This is a genomic window from Sporomusa sp. 246TCP1 (genome assembly GCF_057319775.1).
The window spans coordinates 5,583,983-5,600,988 of the sequence record NZ_CM170492.1 but is presented as its reverse complement, the minus strand read 5'-3'; the positions used below and the strand labels follow the sequence as shown (position 1 = coordinate 5,600,988).

General features: G+C 44.9%; 30 protein-coding genes. All 30 read right to left on the bottom strand.

Annotated features, from left to right (window positions below; genetic code table 11):
• Nucleotides 1–21: 21 nt before the first annotated feature.
• The gene (rpmJ, locus tag AC1ECB_RS26505; RefSeq protein ID WP_028971919.1) at nt 22–135 is read right to left on the bottom strand and encodes a 50S ribosomal protein L36; all 114 of its coding nucleotides are present in this window, start codon (nt 133–135) and stop codon (nt 22–24) included.
• A 90-nt stretch (nt 136–225) separates the two neighbouring features.
• Nucleotides 226–444, bottom strand: a complete 219-nt coding sequence (infA, locus tag AC1ECB_RS26500) for a translation initiation factor IF-1 (RefSeq protein ID WP_021168717.1) — start codon at nt 442–444, stop codon at nt 226–228.
• A 115-nt stretch (nt 445–559) separates the two neighbouring features.
• A complete protein-coding gene (locus AC1ECB_RS26495) occupies nt 560–757 on the bottom strand; it encodes a hypothetical protein (protein WP_485666553.1) in 198 nt (65 codons plus the stop codon).
• Nucleotides 758–770: 13 nt separating this feature from the next.
• A complete protein-coding gene (gene map / locus AC1ECB_RS26490) occupies nt 771–1,517 on the bottom strand; it encodes a type I methionyl aminopeptidase (protein WP_021168715.1) in 747 nt (248 codons plus the stop codon).
• Nucleotides 1,514–2,167: an adenylate kinase gene (locus AC1ECB_RS26485; RefSeq protein WP_485666552.1), complete on the bottom strand. Its 654-nt coding sequence runs from the start codon at nt 2,165–2,167 to the stop codon at nt 1,514–1,516. Before AC1ECB_RS26485 ends, map begins: the two co-directional genes overlap by 4 nt.
• A 12-nt stretch (nt 2,168–2,179) precedes the next feature.
• Nucleotides 2,180–3,436: a preprotein translocase subunit SecY gene (gene secY / locus AC1ECB_RS26480; RefSeq protein WP_485666551.1), complete on the bottom strand. Its 1,257-nt coding sequence runs from the start codon at nt 3,434–3,436 to the stop codon at nt 2,180–2,182.
• Nucleotides 3,437–3,877, bottom strand: coding sequence for a 50S ribosomal protein L15 (gene rplO, locus AC1ECB_RS26475; protein ID WP_145095474.1), 441 nt, complete (start codon nt 3,875–3,877; stop codon nt 3,437–3,439).
• A 48-nt stretch (nt 3,878–3,925) separates the two neighbouring features.
• A complete protein-coding gene (gene rpmD, locus AC1ECB_RS26470) occupies nt 3,926–4,111 on the bottom strand; it encodes a 50S ribosomal protein L30 (RefSeq protein WP_021168711.1) in 186 nt (61 codons plus the stop codon).
• A 12-nt stretch (nt 4,112–4,123) separates the two neighbouring features.
• Nucleotides 4,124–4,624 (bottom strand): 30S ribosomal protein S5, encoded by a 501-nt coding sequence (gene rpsE / locus AC1ECB_RS26465; protein WP_021168710.1) that lies wholly within the window; start codon nt 4,622–4,624, stop codon nt 4,124–4,126.
• Nucleotides 4,625–4,641: 17 nt separating this feature from the next.
• Nucleotides 4,642–5,010, bottom strand: a complete 369-nt coding sequence (gene rplR, locus AC1ECB_RS26460) for a 50S ribosomal protein L18 (RefSeq protein ID WP_021168709.1) — start codon at nt 5,008–5,010, stop codon at nt 4,642–4,644.
• A gap of 38 nt (nt 5,011–5,048) precedes the next feature.
• The gene (gene rplF / locus AC1ECB_RS26455; RefSeq protein ID WP_485666550.1) at nt 5,049–5,600 is read right to left on the bottom strand and encodes a 50S ribosomal protein L6; all 552 of its coding nucleotides are present in this window, start codon (nt 5,598–5,600) and stop codon (nt 5,049–5,051) included.
• Nucleotides 5,601–5,626: 26 nt separating this feature from the next.
• Complete coding sequence (gene rpsH, locus AC1ECB_RS26450) at nt 5,627–6,025, bottom strand: 30S ribosomal protein S8 (RefSeq protein WP_021168707.1); 399 nt, start codon at nt 6,023–6,025, stop codon at nt 5,627–5,629.
• Nucleotides 6,026–6,058: 33 nt separating this feature from the next.
• Nucleotides 6,059–6,244, bottom strand: a complete 186-nt coding sequence (locus AC1ECB_RS26445) for a type Z 30S ribosomal protein S14 (protein WP_021168706.1) — start codon at nt 6,242–6,244, stop codon at nt 6,059–6,061.
• 36 nt (nt 6,245–6,280) lie between these two features.
• The gene (rplE, locus tag AC1ECB_RS26440; RefSeq protein ID WP_021168705.1) at nt 6,281–6,823 is read right to left on the bottom strand and encodes a 50S ribosomal protein L5; all 543 of its coding nucleotides are present in this window, start codon (nt 6,821–6,823) and stop codon (nt 6,281–6,283) included.
• A 30-nt stretch (nt 6,824–6,853) separates the two neighbouring features.
• Nucleotides 6,854–7,192: a 50S ribosomal protein L24 gene (gene rplX, locus AC1ECB_RS26435; RefSeq protein WP_021168704.1), complete on the bottom strand. Its 339-nt coding sequence runs from the start codon at nt 7,190–7,192 to the stop codon at nt 6,854–6,856.
• 18 nt (nt 7,193–7,210) lie between these two features.
• The gene (rplN, locus tag AC1ECB_RS26430) at nt 7,211–7,579 is read right to left on the bottom strand and encodes a 50S ribosomal protein L14 (protein WP_021168703.1); all 369 of its coding nucleotides are present in this window, start codon (nt 7,577–7,579) and stop codon (nt 7,211–7,213) included.
• Between the two features lie 83 nt (nt 7,580–7,662).
• Nucleotides 7,663–7,923 carry a 30S ribosomal protein S17 gene (gene rpsQ / locus AC1ECB_RS26425; protein WP_021168702.1) on the bottom strand — a complete coding sequence of 87 codons (261 nt, stop codon included), beginning with the start codon at nt 7,921–7,923 and terminating at the stop codon, nt 7,663–7,665.
• Between the two features lie 41 nt (nt 7,924–7,964).
• Entirely contained in the window at nt 7,965–8,162 is a 198-nt protein-coding gene (gene rpmC, locus AC1ECB_RS26420) for a 50S ribosomal protein L29 (RefSeq protein ID WP_021168701.1), read from the bottom strand.
• On the bottom strand, nt 8,152–8,628 hold the full coding sequence (gene rplP, locus AC1ECB_RS26415; RefSeq protein ID WP_255451212.1) for a 50S ribosomal protein L16: 477 nt from the start codon (nt 8,626–8,628) through the stop codon (nt 8,152–8,154). Before rplP ends, rpmC begins: the two co-directional genes overlap by 11 nt.
• Nucleotides 8,629–8,630: 2 nt before the next feature.
• Nucleotides 8,631–9,305, bottom strand: coding sequence for a 30S ribosomal protein S3 (gene rpsC, locus AC1ECB_RS26410; RefSeq protein ID WP_485666549.1), 675 nt, complete (start codon nt 9,303–9,305; stop codon nt 8,631–8,633).
• A gap of 25 nt (nt 9,306–9,330) precedes the next feature.
• Entirely contained in the window at nt 9,331–9,663 is a 333-nt protein-coding gene (rplV, locus tag AC1ECB_RS26405; protein WP_485666548.1) for a 50S ribosomal protein L22, read from the bottom strand.
• Nucleotides 9,664–9,710: 47 nt separating this feature from the next.
• Nucleotides 9,711–9,992, bottom strand: coding sequence for a 30S ribosomal protein S19 (gene rpsS, locus AC1ECB_RS26400; RefSeq protein WP_021168697.1), 282 nt, complete (start codon nt 9,990–9,992; stop codon nt 9,711–9,713).
• A gap of 85 nt (nt 9,993–10,077) precedes the next feature.
• A complete protein-coding gene (gene rplB / locus AC1ECB_RS26395) occupies nt 10,078–10,923 on the bottom strand; it encodes a 50S ribosomal protein L2 (RefSeq protein WP_021168696.1) in 846 nt (281 codons plus the stop codon).
• A 29-nt stretch (nt 10,924–10,952) separates the two neighbouring features.
• Entirely contained in the window at nt 10,953–11,240 is a 288-nt protein-coding gene (gene rplW, locus AC1ECB_RS26390) for a 50S ribosomal protein L23 (protein ID WP_021168695.1), read from the bottom strand.
• Nucleotides 11,240–11,863 carry a 50S ribosomal protein L4 gene (rplD, locus tag AC1ECB_RS26385; RefSeq protein ID WP_485666547.1) on the bottom strand — a complete coding sequence of 208 codons (624 nt, stop codon included), beginning with the start codon at nt 11,861–11,863 and terminating at the stop codon, nt 11,240–11,242. Before rplD ends, rplW begins: the two co-directional genes overlap by 1 nt.
• Before the next feature lie 68 nt (nt 11,864–11,931).
• Entirely contained in the window at nt 11,932–12,573 is a 642-nt protein-coding gene (rplC, locus tag AC1ECB_RS26380) for a 50S ribosomal protein L3 (protein WP_021168693.1), read from the bottom strand.
• Nucleotides 12,574–12,589: 16 nt separating this feature from the next.
• Entirely contained in the window at nt 12,590–12,901 is a 312-nt protein-coding gene (gene rpsJ / locus AC1ECB_RS26375; protein WP_021168692.1) for a 30S ribosomal protein S10, read from the bottom strand.
• A 157-nt stretch (nt 12,902–13,058) separates the two neighbouring features.
• Nucleotides 13,059–14,261: an elongation factor Tu gene (gene tuf / locus AC1ECB_RS26370; protein WP_485666546.1), complete on the bottom strand. Its 1,203-nt coding sequence runs from the start codon at nt 14,259–14,261 to the stop codon at nt 13,059–13,061.
• Between the two features lie 64 nt (nt 14,262–14,325).
• Complete coding sequence (gene fusA, locus AC1ECB_RS26365; RefSeq protein ID WP_485666545.1) at nt 14,326–16,401, bottom strand: elongation factor G; 2,076 nt, start codon at nt 16,399–16,401, stop codon at nt 14,326–14,328.
• 108 nt (nt 16,402–16,509) lie between these two features.
• Nucleotides 16,510–16,980: a 30S ribosomal protein S7 gene (rpsG, locus tag AC1ECB_RS26360; protein WP_021168690.1), complete on the bottom strand. Its 471-nt coding sequence runs from the start codon at nt 16,978–16,980 to the stop codon at nt 16,510–16,512.
• Nucleotides 16,981–17,006 lie beyond the last annotated feature (26 nt).

The window sequence follows — 17,006 nt, the reverse complement described above, 5'->3', positions numbered from 1 at the left end:
GTTTTAATCCACCCCCTTCTTTTAACCTTGTTTTTGTTTATGTTTAGGATTCTCGCAAATCACCATTACTCTGCCATGCCGTTTGATGATTTTGCATTTTTCACATATAGGCTTAACCGATGGCCTTACTTTCATAATTAAACCTCCCTTTAGTGCGTCCGCCGCTCGCCAGTCCGTGTTCGCTCATCGACTTGACTAACGAACTTACGAACCCACGAACACAAGCTATTTAAACCTATAGGTAATACGGCCGCGTTTTAAATCATACGGTGTAAGTTCAATAGTAACTTTATCGCCTGGCAAAATTCGAATAAAATTCATCCGAATTTTCCCTGATACATGCGCCAGCACAATATGACCATTTTCCAATTTTACCTGGAACATAGCATTAGGCAGCGCCTCAACGACCGTACCTTCCACTTCAATTACATCTTGTTTGGACATATGAGCTTATCCCCTCCTCGTCCGCTTTTAACAGCTTATCTGGTCGCCTCAATGTGGGCGAGGTCCTGACGAATATCTTCATCGGTGATTGGTAAACCCCCCGCTAAAGCATCCGTCACCTTGTTAGCAATAGAGTTAAGCCTTTTAACATGCTTAACATTCTTTTTTTAGGATTGCTGACTCTACGTCTGCGTCCGTCAGCTACCAAAAGAGTTTGCGGCTTATACCACCCAAGTACTAGATATGCGTGACCAGTATCCCGTCCGGTTGCTGAAATCACAATAGTTCCTGGGTTATAATTTCCCTCTGGCACAAGCCGTCTCCTCCTATAGTTTTGTTAATATTTCCGGACCATCAGGCGTAATCGCAATGGTGTGTTCAAAATGGGCTGACGACTTGCCGTCAACAGTCACTACTGTCCAGTTATTGCCCAGAGTCTTAACCTCATGCGTCCCGGCATTAATCATAGGCTCTATTGCTAATGTCATACCAGATTTTAATCGCGGCCCGCGTCCAGGAAGCCCATAGTTAGGTATTTGCGGATCTTCGTGCATATTCCTGCCAATGCCGTGCCCAACATAATCGCGCACCACACCATAACCATATCCTTCGGCATAGGTTTGAATTTCATGGGAGATATCACTTAACCGATTCCCTACTAAGGCTTTTTCGATCCCTTTATAGAGCGACTGTTCGGTAACTTCAATAAGCTTTTTCATTTCAGCATCTACTTGGCCTACAGGCACAGTAATGGCGGCATCGCCGACATAACCATTTATTGTGGCACCAAGATCAATACTTATATTATCCCCATTTTTTAACCTTTTTAATCCAGGAATGCCATGTACTACCTCTTCATTAACCGATGCACAGATATTACCCGGAAAGCCATTATAACCCTTAAAGGTCGGTACTGCACCTTTGCTTTTGATATACTGTTCGGCAATCCTATCAATTTCCAGGGTTGTGACGTCAGGTTTAACCGCTTTTTTAACTTCGTTAAGCGCTTCAGCCACGATTCGCCCAGCATCACGCAGGTAATTTAGTTCCCTTTGTGACTTTAAGATTATCATACTTGACCGCCTCTCAGGCTATCTACTATATCTTTCAAAACAGTTTTGATGGGCTGCAAACCATTAATTTCGGTATACAATCCTTTGTCTTGATAGTATTCGATTAGCGGCTGAGTTTGGACTTGATATACTGACAAACGGTTAATGACTGTTTTTTCCTGGTCATCATCCCGCTGGTACAGCTCACCACTACATTTATCACAAATACCGTTTTGTTTCGGAGCGTTAAACACTACATGATAGGTAGCGCCACATCCTTTACAAATTCGGCGGCCAGTCATACGGCCAACGAGTTCAGAACCTGGTGCCGTAATATTGACAACCCTGTCAAGTTTGATGGTAAGTTCGGCCAATGTGCGATCCAAGGCTTCTGCCTGAGCAATAGTACGGGGAAAGCCATCAAGGATAAACCCCTTTTGGCAATCGTCTTTAGCTAAACGCTCTTTAACAATGCCAATGGTTACGCTGTCAGGCACCAAGTGCCCGGCATCCATGCAAGCTTTCGCCTGTTTGCCAAGTTCAGTGCCTTCTTTTACAGCGGCCCGAAACATATCACCTGTCGAGATATGCGGAATTTTGAAATTTTCAACCAACTGTGCCGCCTGTGTGCCTTTACCGGCACCAGGAGGTCCCATTAAAAGAATAAACATGACCACTACCTCCTACTTCATAAAGCCTTGGTAATGACGCATTAGTACCAGCGCCTCTACTTGCTTCATGGTATCCAGAGCCACGCCTACTACGATCAGCAGGGCAGTACCCCCAAAGTAAACTCCTTGGAGATTAGTTACTGCACCAACGAAATTCGGCAGTATGGCAATTATGGCCAGGAAGATTGATCCAGCCAGGGTAATTCTGGTCATAACCCGGTCTAAATAATCGGCGGTAGGTTTACCCGGTCTGATACCAGGAATAAACCCGCCGTGTTTTTTCATATTATCTGCCATATCTGATATGTTCATAGTAACCGCAGTATAGAAATACGTGAAAAAAATGATGAGCAGCGCATATAATGCCGTCTGCAGCGGCGTACCCCACGCAAACCACCCTGCCACTGTTTTTACCCAGGCAATATCAACAAACTGGGCAATGGTTACCGGGAACATCAGCACAGATGACGCAAAGATAATTGGAATAACACCCGCTTGATTAACTTTAAGCGGAATGTGAGTAGAGTTGCCACCATACATTTTTCGGCCAACTACTCGTTTAGCGTACTGTACAGGAATTCTGCGCTGGCCTTGCTGTATCATAATAACAAACACAATCATGGCCACTGCAATGATGAGAAACAAGAAAACATTGAAAATATTAATTGTTCCTGCTTTTACATACTCGTAAATGGTAAAGATGCCATCTGGCAATCTAGATACGATACCAGCAAAGATGATCAACGAAATGCCGTTACCAATACCTTTTTCGGTAATTTGCTCACCTAACCACATAAGAAAAGTTGTTCCCGCAGTAAGTGTAAGCGCAATAATTAAAATGTTACCAAAACTAGGGTTAATGATGGCTACCTTAAGACCAAATGCCATACCAATTGCCTGAATAAAACCAAGTCCGACAGTACCATAACGAGTGATTTGGGTGATTTTTTTGCGACCCTCTTCGCCCTCTTTAGCCCACTGTTCGAATTTCGGCACAACTACGGTGAGTAGCTGCATAATAATCGAGGCATTAATGTAAGGCGTTATGCTCATGGCAAATATTGAGAATTTGCTTAAAGCACCACCGGAAAACATATCCAGCAGACCAAACAGATTACCACTGGTAAATAGTTGCTCGATAACGGCGGCATTTACTCCCGGTACCGGGATATGCGTACCAAGCCTGAATACCAAGAACATTACCAAGGTGAATATAATCTTCTGCCTTAGCTCAGTAATCTTTAAAATATTGGAGAGCTCTGACAGCAATTAAATCACCTCAACTGTACCGCCGGCTGCCTGAATTTTTTCAGCGGCCGACTTAGTAAAGCCATTGGCTTTAACTGTTAAAGCTTTGGTGAGCTCGCCATTACCTAATACTCTAAGACCATCAAGTACTTTTTTTATTACACCAGCTTCTACTAAAGCTTCGAGATCAACAACTGAACCGTTGTCAAACCGATTAAGTACAGCTACATTAATTTCACTGTATTCTTTGGAGAAAATATTGGTGAAACCGCGCTTAGGCAGTCTTAAGTACAAGGGCTTTTGGCCGCCTTCAAAACCAGGACGCACACCACCGCCGGCACGGGATTTTTGGCCTTTATGACCTTTACCGGAGGTTTTACCAAGACCGGAGCCTAAACCACGGCCTACACGAGTGCGAACTTTTTTTGAACCAGGCGCTGGAGCTAATTCATGTAATTTCATTAACAGCACCTCCTTGAACTAGTATGTTTGGCTATAGCCACTTGGGAATTATTCTGCAACTTCTTGGACGGTAACAAGGTGTTCTACTTTGTGAACCATCCCTCTAATTACCGCATTATCTTCTTGAATAACCGAGCTGTTGGTTTTTTTGAGACCCAGCGCTTTTACAGTTGCACGCTGGTCCTGTGGCCGGCCAATCACGCTACGGGTTAAAGTAATTTTTATCTTCGCCATAATGTTACCTCCTTAACCCAACAGTTCCTGAACGGTTTTGCCGCGCAAAGTGGCAACTTCCTCAGCTCGTTTAAGCTGACTTAAACCAGTCATTGTAGCCCGAACCATGTTGTTGGCGTTAGATGAACCAAGCGACTTCGTCAAAATATCGTGAATGCCGGCAAGTTCAAGCACAGCACGTACTGGGCCGCCAGCAATTACGCCTGTACCTTCTGAGGCAGGCTTTAACATTACTTTGCCGGCACCGAACACACCCATGATTTGATGAGGAATAGTGGTACCGACAATAGGAACCTTTATTAGATTTTTCTTAGCATCTTCTACACCTTTACGGATAGCTTCAGGTACTTCACCAGCTTTGCCTAGGCCGAAACCTACATGGCCGTTGCCATCGCCGACAACTACCAGAGCGCTGAAGGAAAAGCGTCTGCCACCTTTAACTACCTTGGCAACCCGGTTGATGAATACTACTTTTTCTTTAAGGTCAAGACCGGTGTAATCAATTCTGGCCATTAATTTCCCTCCTTTTCTTAGAATTCAAGTCCAGCTTCGCGTGCAGCAGCCGCTAAGGCAGCAACGCGACCGTGATAGATATTGCCGGCACGATCAAATACTACTTTTGTGATACCCTTTTCGAGGGCCCGTTTAGCGATTGCCTCGCCTACAACTTTGGCTGCCTCAATATTGCCACCATATTCAACTTTAGTCTGCACTTCTTTATCTACAGTACTGGCTGATACCAAGGTCACGCCAGTTTTGTCATTAATAATCTGAGCATAAATATGCTTCAAACTACGAAATACGTTAAGACGCGGACGTTCAGCACTGCCAATTAGGGTTTTCCGGGCTCTTAATTGGCGTTTTTGACGCCCGATATTTTTGCTCGGTTTACGCAGCAAGGTGTTCACTCCTTTCGCTTAAATTCCTTACCTTGAGTTTATTTCTTGCCTTTACCGCCAGCTTTACCCACTTTGCGGCGGATAACTTCGCCTTCATATTTGATGCCTTTGCCTTTATACGGTTCTGGTTCGCGATAGCCACGAATTTTAGCAGCAAGCTCACCAACAACTTCTTTATCAATGCCTGAAACCACAATTTTATTAGGCGCAGGAACATCAATGGTGATGCCCTTCGGCGGCTCAACTTCCAGCGGATGTGAGAAGCCTAAAGTGAGCGCCAGTTTTTGACCGGCTTTAGCGGCACGATAACCAACTCCAGCAATCTCCAGGGTTTTAGTAAAACCTTGCGTTACACCTGTTACCATGTTGCTGACCAACGTTCTGGTCAAACCGTGCAGCGAACGATGTTCTTTGTTATCTGTAGGCCGTTTGACGTTAATAACATTGCCTTCCATTTCGATAATCATATCTTTATGAAGCTGGCGTGTCAGTTCGCCTTTAGGGCCTTTAACTGTTACTACATTGTCATCCCCGATAGTTACGGTAACGCCAGCAGCAACAGTGATGGGACTCCTACCAATTCTAGACATGTTGCACCTCCTGTATCACTACTAGACTACCAGACGTATGCGAGTACTTCGCCGCCCAGACCTTCTTTGCGTGCAAGTTTATCGCTCATGATGCCTTTAGATGTCGAAATAATCGCAATTCCAAGACCTCCGAGTACTCGCGGCAATTGTTCTTTCTTTGCATATACGCGCAGACCAGGCTTAGAAATGCGCTTAATCCCCGTAATTACTTTTTCGCGATTTGGGCCGTATTTTAAGCTTACCCGAATCATACCCTGCTTGCCATCGGCAATCATATCATAGTCTCGAACAAATCCTTCGTCTTTCAGGATTTGTACTACAGCTTGCTTGATTTTGGATGCCGGAATTTCGACTTTATCGTGATAAACCGAGTTGGCATTGCGTATGCGAGTCAGCATATCGGCAATTGGATCGGTCATTACCATGGTTCAGAACCCCCTTCCTATATGTTGCTGCTACTACCAGCTGGCCTTGGTTACTCCAGGAATGGCGCCTTTGTAGCTCAGTTCCCGGAAACAAATCCGGCACATTTCAAATTTACGCATATATCCGTGCGGACGACCGCAAATTTTGCAGCGATTGTATTTACGGACTTTAAACTTCGGCTCATTCTTCCATTTTTCAATCAAAGACTTTTTGGCCACCGATTTCCCTCCTTTGATTTAACTGTTTCCTAAAGATTATGCGCTGAATGGCATACCCATCAATCGTAACAGCTCTCTAGCTTCCTCGTCAGTCTTGGCGGTGGTAACTATGATGATTTCCATACCGCGAATCTTATCTACTTTATCATACTCGATTTCAGGAAAAATCAGTTGCTCTTTAATACCCAAGGTATAGTTACCGCGACCATCAAAAGATTTAGGGCTTATACCTCGAAAATCTCGAACCCGGGGTAATGAGATGTTGACTAGTTTATCAAGAAATTGATACATCCGCTCGCCACGCATAGTAACTTTGGCACCAATTGGCATACCTTCACGAATTTTGAACGCAGCAATTGATTTTTTTGCTCTGGTTATGACCGGTTTTTGGCCGGCAATGAGTGTCATATCGTTTACCGCTGCGTCGAGAACTTTGGGGTTGCCTACAGCTTCACCAACACCCATATTAATAACTACTTTCTCGACTTTGGGGATCTCCATAACATTTTTGTAGCCAAACTTCTGCATCATAGCTTGTGCTACTTCGTTTTTATATTTTTCTTTCAGTCTTGTAGCCATGAGTTAACCTCCTTTCCGGAAAGAATGGTTTTACTTATCTTTATCAATAACTTCGCCGCATTTTTTGCACGTGCGTGCAAACGCGCCGCTACTTAATTGCGTTTTTTTAATGCGTGTAGGTTTGTCACAAGCAGGACATACCAGCATAACTTTGGACGATGCAAGGGCTGCTTCTTTTACCATAATGCCGCCTTGGGGCGCCTTCTGGCTGGGTTTTGTATGACGTTTTACTTTGTTTACGCCTTCAACCACAACTTTGCCTTTTTTAGGCTGAGCCTCCACAATTTTGCCTTGTTTGCCTTTATCTTTTCCTGACAATACAACTACTTTATCGCCTTTTTTAACATGCAATTTTTGGGCTTCGGACACTCCGGACACCTCCTTAATCTAGATAACTTCCGGCGCCAGTGAGATAATTTTCATGAAATCTTTGTCCCTGAGTTCGCGTGCTACAGGTCCAAATATCCGTGTACCTCTCGGGCTTTTATCATCTTTTATAACAACGGCTGCATTTTCGTCAAACCGGATATAGGAACCATCCGGACGACGCAGTCCTTTACGAGTACGAACAACAACGGCTTTAACTACATCGCCTTTCTTGACAACGCCACCGGGTGTAGCGTCTTTAACAGCAGCTACGATAATATCACCAATGTTGGCATAGCGGCGGTAAGAGCCACCCATTACGCGGATGCACATAATCTGCTTTGCGCCGGTATTGTCAGCAACATTCAAGATAGTCTGTTGTTGAATCATAGTGCTTATCCTCCTTCCTTATGCGGCTCAATGCACTTGGCATTCTTGAGCGTTAGAAGCATATTCTTGGTGCTATGCTCGTATTATTTTGCTTTTTCCAAAACTTCTACTACACGCCACCGTTTTTCTTTAGATAATGGACGCGTTTCCATGATTTTGACAGTATCCCCAACATGGCTTTCATTATTATCATCATGGGCTTTAAATTTAACAGTTTGTTTAATCAATTTATGATACAGCGGATGGCGTACTAAACGTTCAACCGCTACTACTACTGTTTTTTCCATTTTATCACTTACTACTTTACCGATACGGGTCTTGCGGTCGTTTCTTTCAACGGTCACTTTTGCTGCCTCCCTTCATCCTCACTTCTATAATGCCCTTACTATTGAGCCTTAAGTTCACGTTGACGCTGAACGGTTTTAATGCGGGCAATTGTTTTCTTGACGGCAGGAATCCGCATAGGGTTATCCAGTTGACCGGTTGCATGTTGGAACCGTAAGTTAAACAGCTCTTCTTTCAGTTTGTTTAAGTTTTGGTCAAGTTCGGCGGCACTCATTTCGCGGATATCATTAGCCTTCATTTACTTCACCACCCGCTTTAGCATTAGCACCTGGTGCGTCCATATCCAAATTCGCGGTATCCTCCCGCGTAACGAACTTGGATTTAATAGGCAGCTTATGCGCAGCAAGGCGCATAGCTTCACGCGCTATTTCTTCAGGCACGCCATCCATTTCAAACATTACACGACCAGGCTTAACAACAGCTACCCAATACTCTGGTGAACCTTTACCACTACCCATACGAGTCTCAGCAGGCTTGGCAGTGATTGGTTTATCCGGGAATATTTTTATCCAAACTTTACCGCCCCTTTTGATATAACGGGTCATAGCAATACGGGCTGCTTCAATTTGACGGTTGGTAATCCAAGCCGGTTCAAGCGCTACAAGTCCGAATTCACCATGGGAAACAGTAATGCCTTTAGTGGCTTTACCAGTCATACGTCCACGGAATTGTTTGCGATGTTTTACTCTCTTTGGAATAAGCATTATTATTCGCCCCCTTCAGTGGCGGCAGCGGCAACAACAGTTTTCTTGGCTTCAGGCAGAACTTCACCTTTATAAATCCAAACTTTTACGCCGATACGACCATAGGTGGTATGAGCCTCGGCTGTGCCATAATCAATGTCGGCACGCAGTGTATGAAGAGGAATGCTGCCTTCACGATAGCTTTCAGTACGAGCAATTTCAGCGCCGCCCAGACGTCCACCTGCCGTTACTTTGATCCCTTTGGCACCCATACGCATTGTACGGGTTACTGACTGTTTCATCGCCCGACGGAAAGCAATACGCTTCTCGAGTTGAGCGGCAATATTTTCAGCAACCAATGTGGCATCAAGCTCAGCCTGTTTAATTTCAGCGATGTTAACATCAACACTTTTATTGGTAAGATCTTTTAGCCATCTTTTAATATTCTCAATTCCGCTACCGCCGCGGCCAATAACCATACCAGGCTTAGAGGTATGAATGGTAACTTTCACCCTATTTGCCGCACGTTCAATAATGATTTGCGACACATTCGAAGTGTAAAGTTTTTCTTTCAGCAAAGCACGGATTTTAATATCTTCATGCAGGTTTTTAGCATAGTCTTTGTCGGCATACCATCTTGCGTCCCAAGTCTTGATAATGCCAAGGCGAAGACCATGTGGATTAACTTTTTGACCCACTAATTTTCCCTCCTTCGTCCTTAGTTTATCTCTCTTTAACAACCAATGTTACATGGCTGGTACGTTTTAAAATTTTGAATGCTTGACCACGTGAGCGCGGATGAATGCGCTTTAATGTCGGACCTTGATCCACAAACACCTGCGATACATAAAGAGCATCAGTATCCAAATCACAGTTGTTTTCAGCATTGGCGACAGCTGATTTAAGCACTTTTTCCACAACTTCAGCTCCAACTTTCGGAGTGTATTTTAGTATTGCAAAAGCTTCGCCCACGTTCTTGCCGCGAATTAAGTCAACAACAATGCGGATTTTGCGGGGAGCAATACGAATGTGTCTGGCAATTGCTTTAGCTTCCATTATTTAACCCCCTTCCGGCTATAATTTCCGGATTTTTGCTAAGCGAATTATTTTACCCCGGTAGACCGCTCAGAACCGCTGTGGCCTTTATATGTCCGAGTTGGCGCAAATTCGCCAAGTTTGTGCCCTACCATATCTTCGGTAACATATACTGGCACATGCTTACGGCCATCATGAACAGCGACGGTGTGTCCGATAAAAGTAGGCAGGATGGTCGAGCTGCGCGACCAGGTTTTAATAACTTTTTTTTCATTTTTAGCATTAAGTGCATCAATCTTTTTAGTCAAGCTTGCATGCACATAAGGCCCTTTTTTAATTGATCTTGACACCTAAAATAGCCTCCTTTCGCTATGTTCGCGGGTCGTTCATTCGTGATTTCTCACTACTCCTCATCCCCGAACATTTAAACTCGACTTATCTGCCTGTCGTCTGCCTGGAACTACGTCTCTTAACGATCAGTTTGTCAGAAGCTTTCTTTTTACGGGTTTTGGCACCCATAGCACATTTACCCCACGGAGTAACCGGATGCTTACGGCCAACAGGGGAACGGCCTTCACCACCGCCATGTGGATGGTCACACGGGTTCATGGATACACCACGGTTAGCAGGACGGACGCCCAGCCAACGAGAACGGCCAGCTTTGCCAATGGTAATATTTTCGTGTTCAAGGTTGCCTACCTGACCAATAGTAGCCCGGCAATTAATATGAACTTTTCTAAGTTCACCAGATGGCAATCTGAGAAGTGCATAACTGCCTTCCTTAGCCATAAGCTGAGCAGACGCACCGGCTGAACGGACCAATTGGCCGCCTTTACCGATTTTCATTTCAATGTTGTGAACCAGGGTACCTACCGGTATATTTTTAAAAGGTAAGGCATTACCCACCTTGATATCGGCTTCAGGACCGCTCACGATGGTATCGCCTACTTTAAGACCGTTAGGAGCTAAAATATAACGTTTCTCGCCATCAGCATAGCTCAAGAGAGCAATCCGTGCTGAACGGTTCGGATCATATTCAATAGTGGCAACGTTTGCAGGAACGCCATCTTTATTGCGTTTGAAGTCAATTATACGGTACAGGCGTTTATGTCCACCGCCTTGATGTCGAACAGTTAAACGACCTTGCTGGTTACGACCGGCGTGTTTTTGTAAACGCTCGGTAAGAGAACGCTCGGGACGATCTGCGGTAATATCCGAAAAATCGGCTACCGTCATAAATCTTCTGCCAGGAGCGTATGGTTTAAAACTTTTAACTGGCATGTATGCCCCTCCTTTTTTTAAGAATTTGGTTATACACCTTCAAAGAATTCTATGCGCTCGCCGGCAGCCAATTTGACAATGGCTTTTTTGAAGTCCGAACGTTTGCCGATATTCTTACCCATACGTTTGGTTTTACCCATTACCCGAATGGTGTTCACGTTAAGAACTTTTACTTTGAAGATTTGCTCAACAGCTTGACGAACTTCAACTTTATTAGCTGTAAGCGGCACAATAAATGTATATTTGTTCTCAGCCATCAATGCATTAGTTTTTTCAGTGATGTATGGTCTGAGGAGAATGTCGCGTGGATTTGCCATTATGCCAGCACCTCCTCAATCTTAGCGACTGCTTCTTTGGTTACAAGTACCTTATCATGATGAAGAAGGTCAAAAACATTCAGTCCAATAGTCCCGATAGCTTTAACACCCGGAATATTGCGGGACGATTTTGCAACATTTTCATCATTATCAGCAGTAATAATTAAAGCTTTTGCCGGCGCTTCAAAGTTACCAAGGAAATTTACTACGTCTTTGGTTTTTGGTTCAGCAAAATTAATACTTTCAACTACCATTAATTCACCATCGTTGACCTTGGCGGTCAGTGCCGATTTAATTGCTAAACGGCGAGCTTTACGAGGCATACTAAACTTGTAGCTGCGTGGATGCGGTCCAAACGCAACACCGCCACCTACCCACAACGGAGACCGAATGCTACCAGACCGTGCCCGGCCGGTACCTTTTTGTTTCCAGGGTTTTCTGCCACCACCACGTACCATAGATCTGGTCTTAGTTGCGTGATTACCTTGACGCTGGCTTGCCAGCTGCATAACTACGGCCTGATGAACAACAGCTTCATTTATTTCTACGCCAAATACGCTATCATTAAGTTCCATTTCACCGGTTTTTGCACCGGTCATGTCATATACTGCCACTTTCGGCATATAGCACGTCCTCCTTTCGATGCTCGCAACCTGTACTCTACGACAAATCGCAAAGCTGCAAGCTGCGATTACTTATTGGGTTTTACTGTATTTTTAACAATGACGAAACTGCCTTTAGGTCCGGGAACAGCACCTTTAACCAGTAAAAGGTTACGAGGTACATCAACGCGAACCACTTGCAGCCGCTGTACGGTAACTTTTTGTCCGCCCATACGACCCGGAAGTTTCTTACCTTTAAATACTTTACCGCCGCCACCGCTCATCCGGGAACCAATAGTTCCTGGCTCACGATGGGATTTAGAACCGTGCCCCATAGGTCCGCATGCAAAGTTGTGGCGTTTAATGGTACCAGCAAAACCTTTGCCTTTAGCAGTACCGGTTACATCAATAAGTTCACCTTCGCCGAACACATCAGCATTGAGAACTTGACCTACTGTATATTCAGAGGCTCCAGGCAGGCGCAACTCACGGATAAATTTTACCGCTTTAACGTTGGCCTTGGCAAAGTGGCCCTGCATAGGTTTGTTAACATTTTTCTCTTTAACAGCGCCAAATCCAAGTTGCACTGCATTGTAGCCATCATTTTCAACTGTCTTGTTTTGCACTACGACATTGGGACCGGCTTCAATAACAGTAACCGGAATAACTCTACCCTCAGCCGTAAAGATTTGGGTCATGCCCAGTTTTTTTCCTAAAATTCCTTTAGCCATATTATCGCACCTCCTCTTACAGCTTGATTTCGATGTCCACACCAGCCGGCAAGTCGAGACGCATTAAAGCATCTACGGTCTTAGGGGTCGGCTCCAGAATGTCAATAAGACGTTTATGTGTCCGCATTTCAAATTGTTCGCGGGAGTCTTTGTTGACATGGGGTGAACGCAAAATAGTAAAAATATTTTTCTCTGTAGGAAGCGGAATAGGGCCAGAAACCATAGCGCCGGTACGTTTCGCAGTCTCAACAATCTTGGCCGCACTTTGGTCAAGCGCCTTATGGTCATATGCCTTAAGGCGGATTCTGATTTTTTGTTGTTTAGCCATTTATTTTATTCCTCCTTATCGCCCAGTTTCTCTGAACGGACATTCTCGGTGGAAATTTCCCCGCGCGTGCGGGCCACCTTCCACGTCATCGCCGGTCAATATCCTGGTAAAAGGCGGCATCTGCCGCCCTACCAGATATTATATTTATAAAAAGAGATTATTCTTCAACAGCAGTTACAACACCAGCGCCTACCGTACGACCGCCTTCACGAATAGCAAAGCGCAGACCTTCTTCAATAGCAATTGGGGTAATAAGCGCTATATTCATTTGAATGTTATCGCCAGGCATTACCATTTCTACACCTTCAGGTAATGTAACAACACCAGTTACGTCTGTTGTTCTAAAGTAGAATTGCGGACGGTAACCGTTAAAGAACGGGGTATGACGACCGCCTTCTTCTTTGGACAATACATATACTTCGGACTTGAATTTGGTGTGCGGTTTAATGGTACCAGGCTTAGCCAATACTTGGCCACGCTCGATTTCTTTACGCTCAACACCTCTTAAAAGTGCGCCAATGTTGTCACCGGCTACTGCCGAATCCAATAGTTTCCGGAACATTTCTACACCAGTTACTACTGTGGATTTCGGTTTTTCGCTCATACCAACGATTTCTATGGTATCGCCTACTTTTACTACGCCACGCTCTACACGACCGGTAGCTACAGTACCACGACCAGTGATGGTGAATACGTCTTCCACAGGCATCAGGAAGGGCTTGTCAGTAGCACGCTCCGGAGTTGGAATATATTCATCAACTTTGGCCATCAGCTCATGGATTTTGCCACACCATTCGCAATCAGCTTTCGCGCAACCGCAGTTAAGTACTTTTACGGCCGAACCTGATACGACCGGAATGTCGTCACCTGGGAATTCGTAGCTGGTGAGAAGTTCACGAACTTCCATTTCTACTAGTTCCATCAGTTCAGCATCATCAACCAGGTCGGCTTTGTTTAAGAATACAACCATGGCAGGTACGCCAACTTGGCGGGACAGCAAAATGTGTTCGCGAGTTTGCGGCATCGGGCCGTCAGCTGCCGATACAACCAGGATAGCGCCGTCCATTTGCGCTGCGCCGGTGATCATGTTTTTAACATAGTCAGCATGACCTGGGCAGTCCACGTGGGCATAATGGCGAGCTGCAGTTTCATACTCAACGTGAGCTGTGTTGATGGTGATACCGCGTTCCCTTTCTTCTGGTGCTTTGTCAATCATGTCATAAGCCATGAACTCAGCGCCACCGTGTTTTGCCAATGTCATGGTAATGGCAGCAGTCAGCGAGGTTTTGCCATGGTCAACGTGACCGATAGTACCAATGTTAACATGTGGTTTGTTTCTTTCAAACTTTTTCTTAGCCATTTGAGTGTTACCTCCTAAGTTTATTACTTTAATGTTTTAGGTAAGCAATTAAGCGGGCAAGTTATCAGCCTTTGTTCTTAGAGGCGATAACTTCGGCAATATTTTTAGGAACTTCTTCATAATGATCAAATTCCATGGAGTAGTTACCACGTCCTTGCGTCTTCGAACGAAGGTCTGTTGAATAGCCGAACATCTCAGACAGCGGCACAAATGCTTTTATCGATTGTGCACCAGAACGTCCTTCCATACCTTCAATGCGGCCTCGGCGGGAGTTTAAGTCGCCGATAACATCGCCCATGTAATCTTCAGGTACTATAACTTCAACTTTCATGTATGGTTCAAGAATAACCGGGCCCGCCTTAGCACAACCAGCTTTAAAGCCCATTGAACCCGCAATTTTGAATGCCATTTCTGAGGAGTCAACGTCATGGTACGAGCCGTCATAGACAGTAACCTTGATGTCAACCATCGGGTATCCAGCCGATACGCCTGTGGCCATAGCTTCTTTAACACCGGCTTCAATTGGGGAGATGTATTCTCTAGGAATAGCACCACCGACAACTTTGTTCTCAAAGATAAATCCTTGTCCTGGTTCCAATGGTTCAATTTCCAACCAGCAATGACCATATTGGCCGCGTCCACCAGACTGACGAACAAATTTACCTTCAGATTTAACTGTTTTGCGGATCGTTTCACGGTAAGCAACCTGGGGTTTACCCACGTTACATTCCACCTTGAATTCTCTTAGCATCCGGTCAACGATAATCTCAAGATGCAACTCACCCATACCCGAGATAATAGTCTGACCGGTTTCCTGGTCAGTATACATCTTGAAGGTAGGGTCTTCTTCTGCCAGACGATTGAGGGCTACACCCATTTTCTCCTGGTCAGCCTTAGTTTTGGGCTCAACAGCTATAGAAATAACAGGATCAGGGAAAACCATGGATTCAAGAACAATAATGTTTTTATCATCACAAAGGGTATCCCCGGTAGTAGTATCTTTAAGGCCTACTGCAGCAGCGATATCACCTGTATAAACTACTTCGATCTCTTCCCGGTGATTAGCGTGCATTTGTAGAATCCGCCCAATACGCTCCCGTTTGCCTTTAGTAGAGTTATATACATAAGAGCCAGAAGCTAACTGACCGGAGTATACCCGAAAGAATGCCAACTTACCAACATAAGGATCAGCCATAATCTTGAAGGCCAACGCCGAGAATGGCAAGCTATCATCTGCCGCACGTTCACCTTCTTCACCAGTCTCAGGGTTAACACCCTTAATAGCCGGGATATCGATTGGTGCAGGCATATAGGCAACTACTGCATCCAAGAGCGGTTGTACGCCTTTGTTCTTATAAGATGACCCACACAGCACCGGTGTCATCTTACAGGCAATGGTGGCTTTACGGATAGCTGTCTTGATTTCCTCGACAGAAATTTCTTCCCCCTCGAGGTATTTCATCATTAGTTCATCGTCGCTTTCAGCAACAGCATCCAAGAGGTTTTGACGGTAAGTCTCAACATGTTCAGCCATATCTTCAGGTATATCAGCAGCTTCACTTACCTTACCCAGGTCGTCGGTATAGACAACAGCCTTCATTTCAATAAGATCAACAAATCCTTTAAAGGTATCTTCAAAACCGATGGGCAGTTGGATTGGCACAGCATTAGCGCCTAGCCGAGTCTTCATCATTTCGACAACCCGGTAAAAATCAGCACCGGTAATGTCCATTTTATTAACATATGCCATACGGGGAACGTTATATTTATCAGCTTGACGCCATACAGTCTCAGACTGTGGCTCTACGCCACCTTTAGCGCAAAAAACTGCAACTGAGCCATCAAGCACTCGCAATGAACGTTCTACTTCAACTGTAAAGTCCACGTGCCCTGGCGTGTCAATGATGTTAATACGATGCCCGTCCCATTGGGCTGTAGTGGCCGCAGAGGTAATCGTGATACCTCTCTCTTGTTCTTGCACCATCCAGTCCATAGTCGCAGCGCCATCATGTACTTCGCCGATTTTGTGTACTCTGCCAGTGTAAAACAGAATGCGTTCAGTGGTAGTGGTCTTGCCGGCGTCTATATGTGCCATAATACCGATGTTCCGCGTCTTTTCCAGTGGAAACTTTCGGGCCACTATTTTCACTCCTTAGTATCGTGAGTTCGCATGTTCGTTTAGACACAGGGGTTGCTTACGCAACCCTACTTGGTCCGAACTCGAACCCCAGACCTTGAACTTCAAATTTTACCAGCGATAATGTGCAAAAGCCTTATTAGCTTCAGCCATTTTATGGGTATCTTCACGTTTTTTAACAGACGCGCCAGTATTATTAGCAGCATCCATCAATTCCGAAGCAAGTCTTTCGTGCATGGTTTTTTCGCCGCGCAAGCGAGAATAATTAACCAGCCAGCGAATACCCAGTGACATTTTGCGGTCAGGCCGCACTTCTACAGGAACCTGGTAGTTAGCACCGCCTACACGGCGAGCACGAACTTCCAGAACCGGCATAACGTTTTTCAGCGCAACTTCAAATACTTCCATCGGATCTTTACCTGTTTTGGCGCGAATGGCTTCAAACGCATCATATACAATATTTTCAGCAACACCTTTTTTGCCGTCCAACATAATTTTGTTGATAAATCTTGTTACAAGCTTGGAACTATATACCGGATCCGGCAATACATCCCGCTTGGGAACAGCACCTTTTCTTGGCATCAGTATCCCTCCTTCTTCCAAAAATC

Coding starts and splice junctions, on each gene's coding strand:
- rpmJ (WP_028971919.1), bottom strand. CDS start 135: ATGAAAGTAAGGCCATCGGTTAAGCCTATATGTGAAAAATGCAAAATC.
- infA (WP_021168717.1), bottom strand. CDS start 444: ATGTCCAAACAAGATGTAATTGAAGTGGAAGGTACGGTCGTTGAGGCG.
- map (WP_021168715.1), bottom strand. CDS start 1,517: ATGATAATCTTAAAGTCACAAAGGGAACTAAATTACCTGCGTGATGCT.
- AC1ECB_RS26485 (WP_485666552.1), bottom strand. CDS start 2,167: ATGTTTATTCTTTTAATGGGACCTCCTGGTGCCGGTAAAGGCACACAG.
- rplO (WP_145095474.1), bottom strand. CDS start 3,877: ATGAAATTACATGAATTAGCTCCAGCGCCTGGTTCAAAAAAAGTTCGC.
- rpmD (WP_021168711.1), bottom strand. CDS start 4,111: ATGGCGAAGATAAAAATTACTTTAACCCGTAGCGTGATTGGCCGGCCA.
- rpsE (WP_021168710.1), bottom strand. CDS start 4,624: ATGGCCAGAATTGATTACACCGGTCTTGACCTTAAAGAAAAAGTAGTA.
- rplF (WP_485666550.1), bottom strand. CDS start 5,600: ATGTCTAGAATTGGTAGGAGTCCCATCACTGTTGCTGCTGGCGTTACC.
- rpsH (WP_021168707.1), bottom strand. CDS start 6,025: ATGGTAATGACCGATCCAATTGCCGATATGCTGACTCGCATACGCAAT.
- rplE (WP_021168705.1), bottom strand. CDS start 6,823: ATGGCTACAAGACTGAAAGAAAAATATAAAAACGAAGTAGCACAAGCT.
- rplN (WP_021168703.1), bottom strand. CDS start 7,579: ATGATTCAACAACAGACTATCTTGAATGTTGCTGACAATACCGGCGCA.
- rpmC (WP_021168701.1), bottom strand. CDS start 8,162: ATGAAGGCTAATGATATCCGCGAAATGAGTGCCGCCGAACTTGACCAA.
- rplP (WP_255451212.1), bottom strand. CDS start 8,628: ATGCTTATTCCAAAGAGAGTAAAACATCGCAAACAATTCCGTGGACGT.
- rplV (WP_485666548.1), bottom strand. CDS start 9,663: ATGGAAGCTAAAGCAATTGCCAGACACATTCGTATTGCTCCCCGCAAA.
- rplB (WP_021168696.1), bottom strand. CDS start 10,923: ATGCCAGTTAAAAGTTTTAAACCATACGCTCCTGGCAGAAGATTTATG.
- rplW (WP_021168695.1), bottom strand. CDS start 11,240: ATGGCAAATCCACGCGACATTCTCCTCAGACCATACATCACTGAAAAA.
- rplD (WP_485666547.1), bottom strand. CDS start 11,863: ATGCCGAAAGTGGCAGTATATGACATGACCGGTGCAAAAACCGGTGAA.
- rplC (WP_021168693.1), bottom strand. CDS start 12,573: ATGGCTAAAGGAATTTTAGGAAAAAAACTGGGCATGACCCAAATCTTT.
- rpsJ (WP_021168692.1), bottom strand. CDS start 12,901: ATGGCTAAACAACAAAAAATCAGAATCCGCCTTAAGGCATATGACCAT.
- tuf (WP_485666546.1), bottom strand. CDS start 14,261: ATGGCTAAGAAAAAGTTTGAAAGAAACAAACCACATGTTAACATTGGT.
- rpsG (WP_021168690.1), bottom strand. CDS start 16,980: ATGCCAAGAAAAGGTGCTGTTCCCAAGCGGGATGTATTGCCGGATCCG.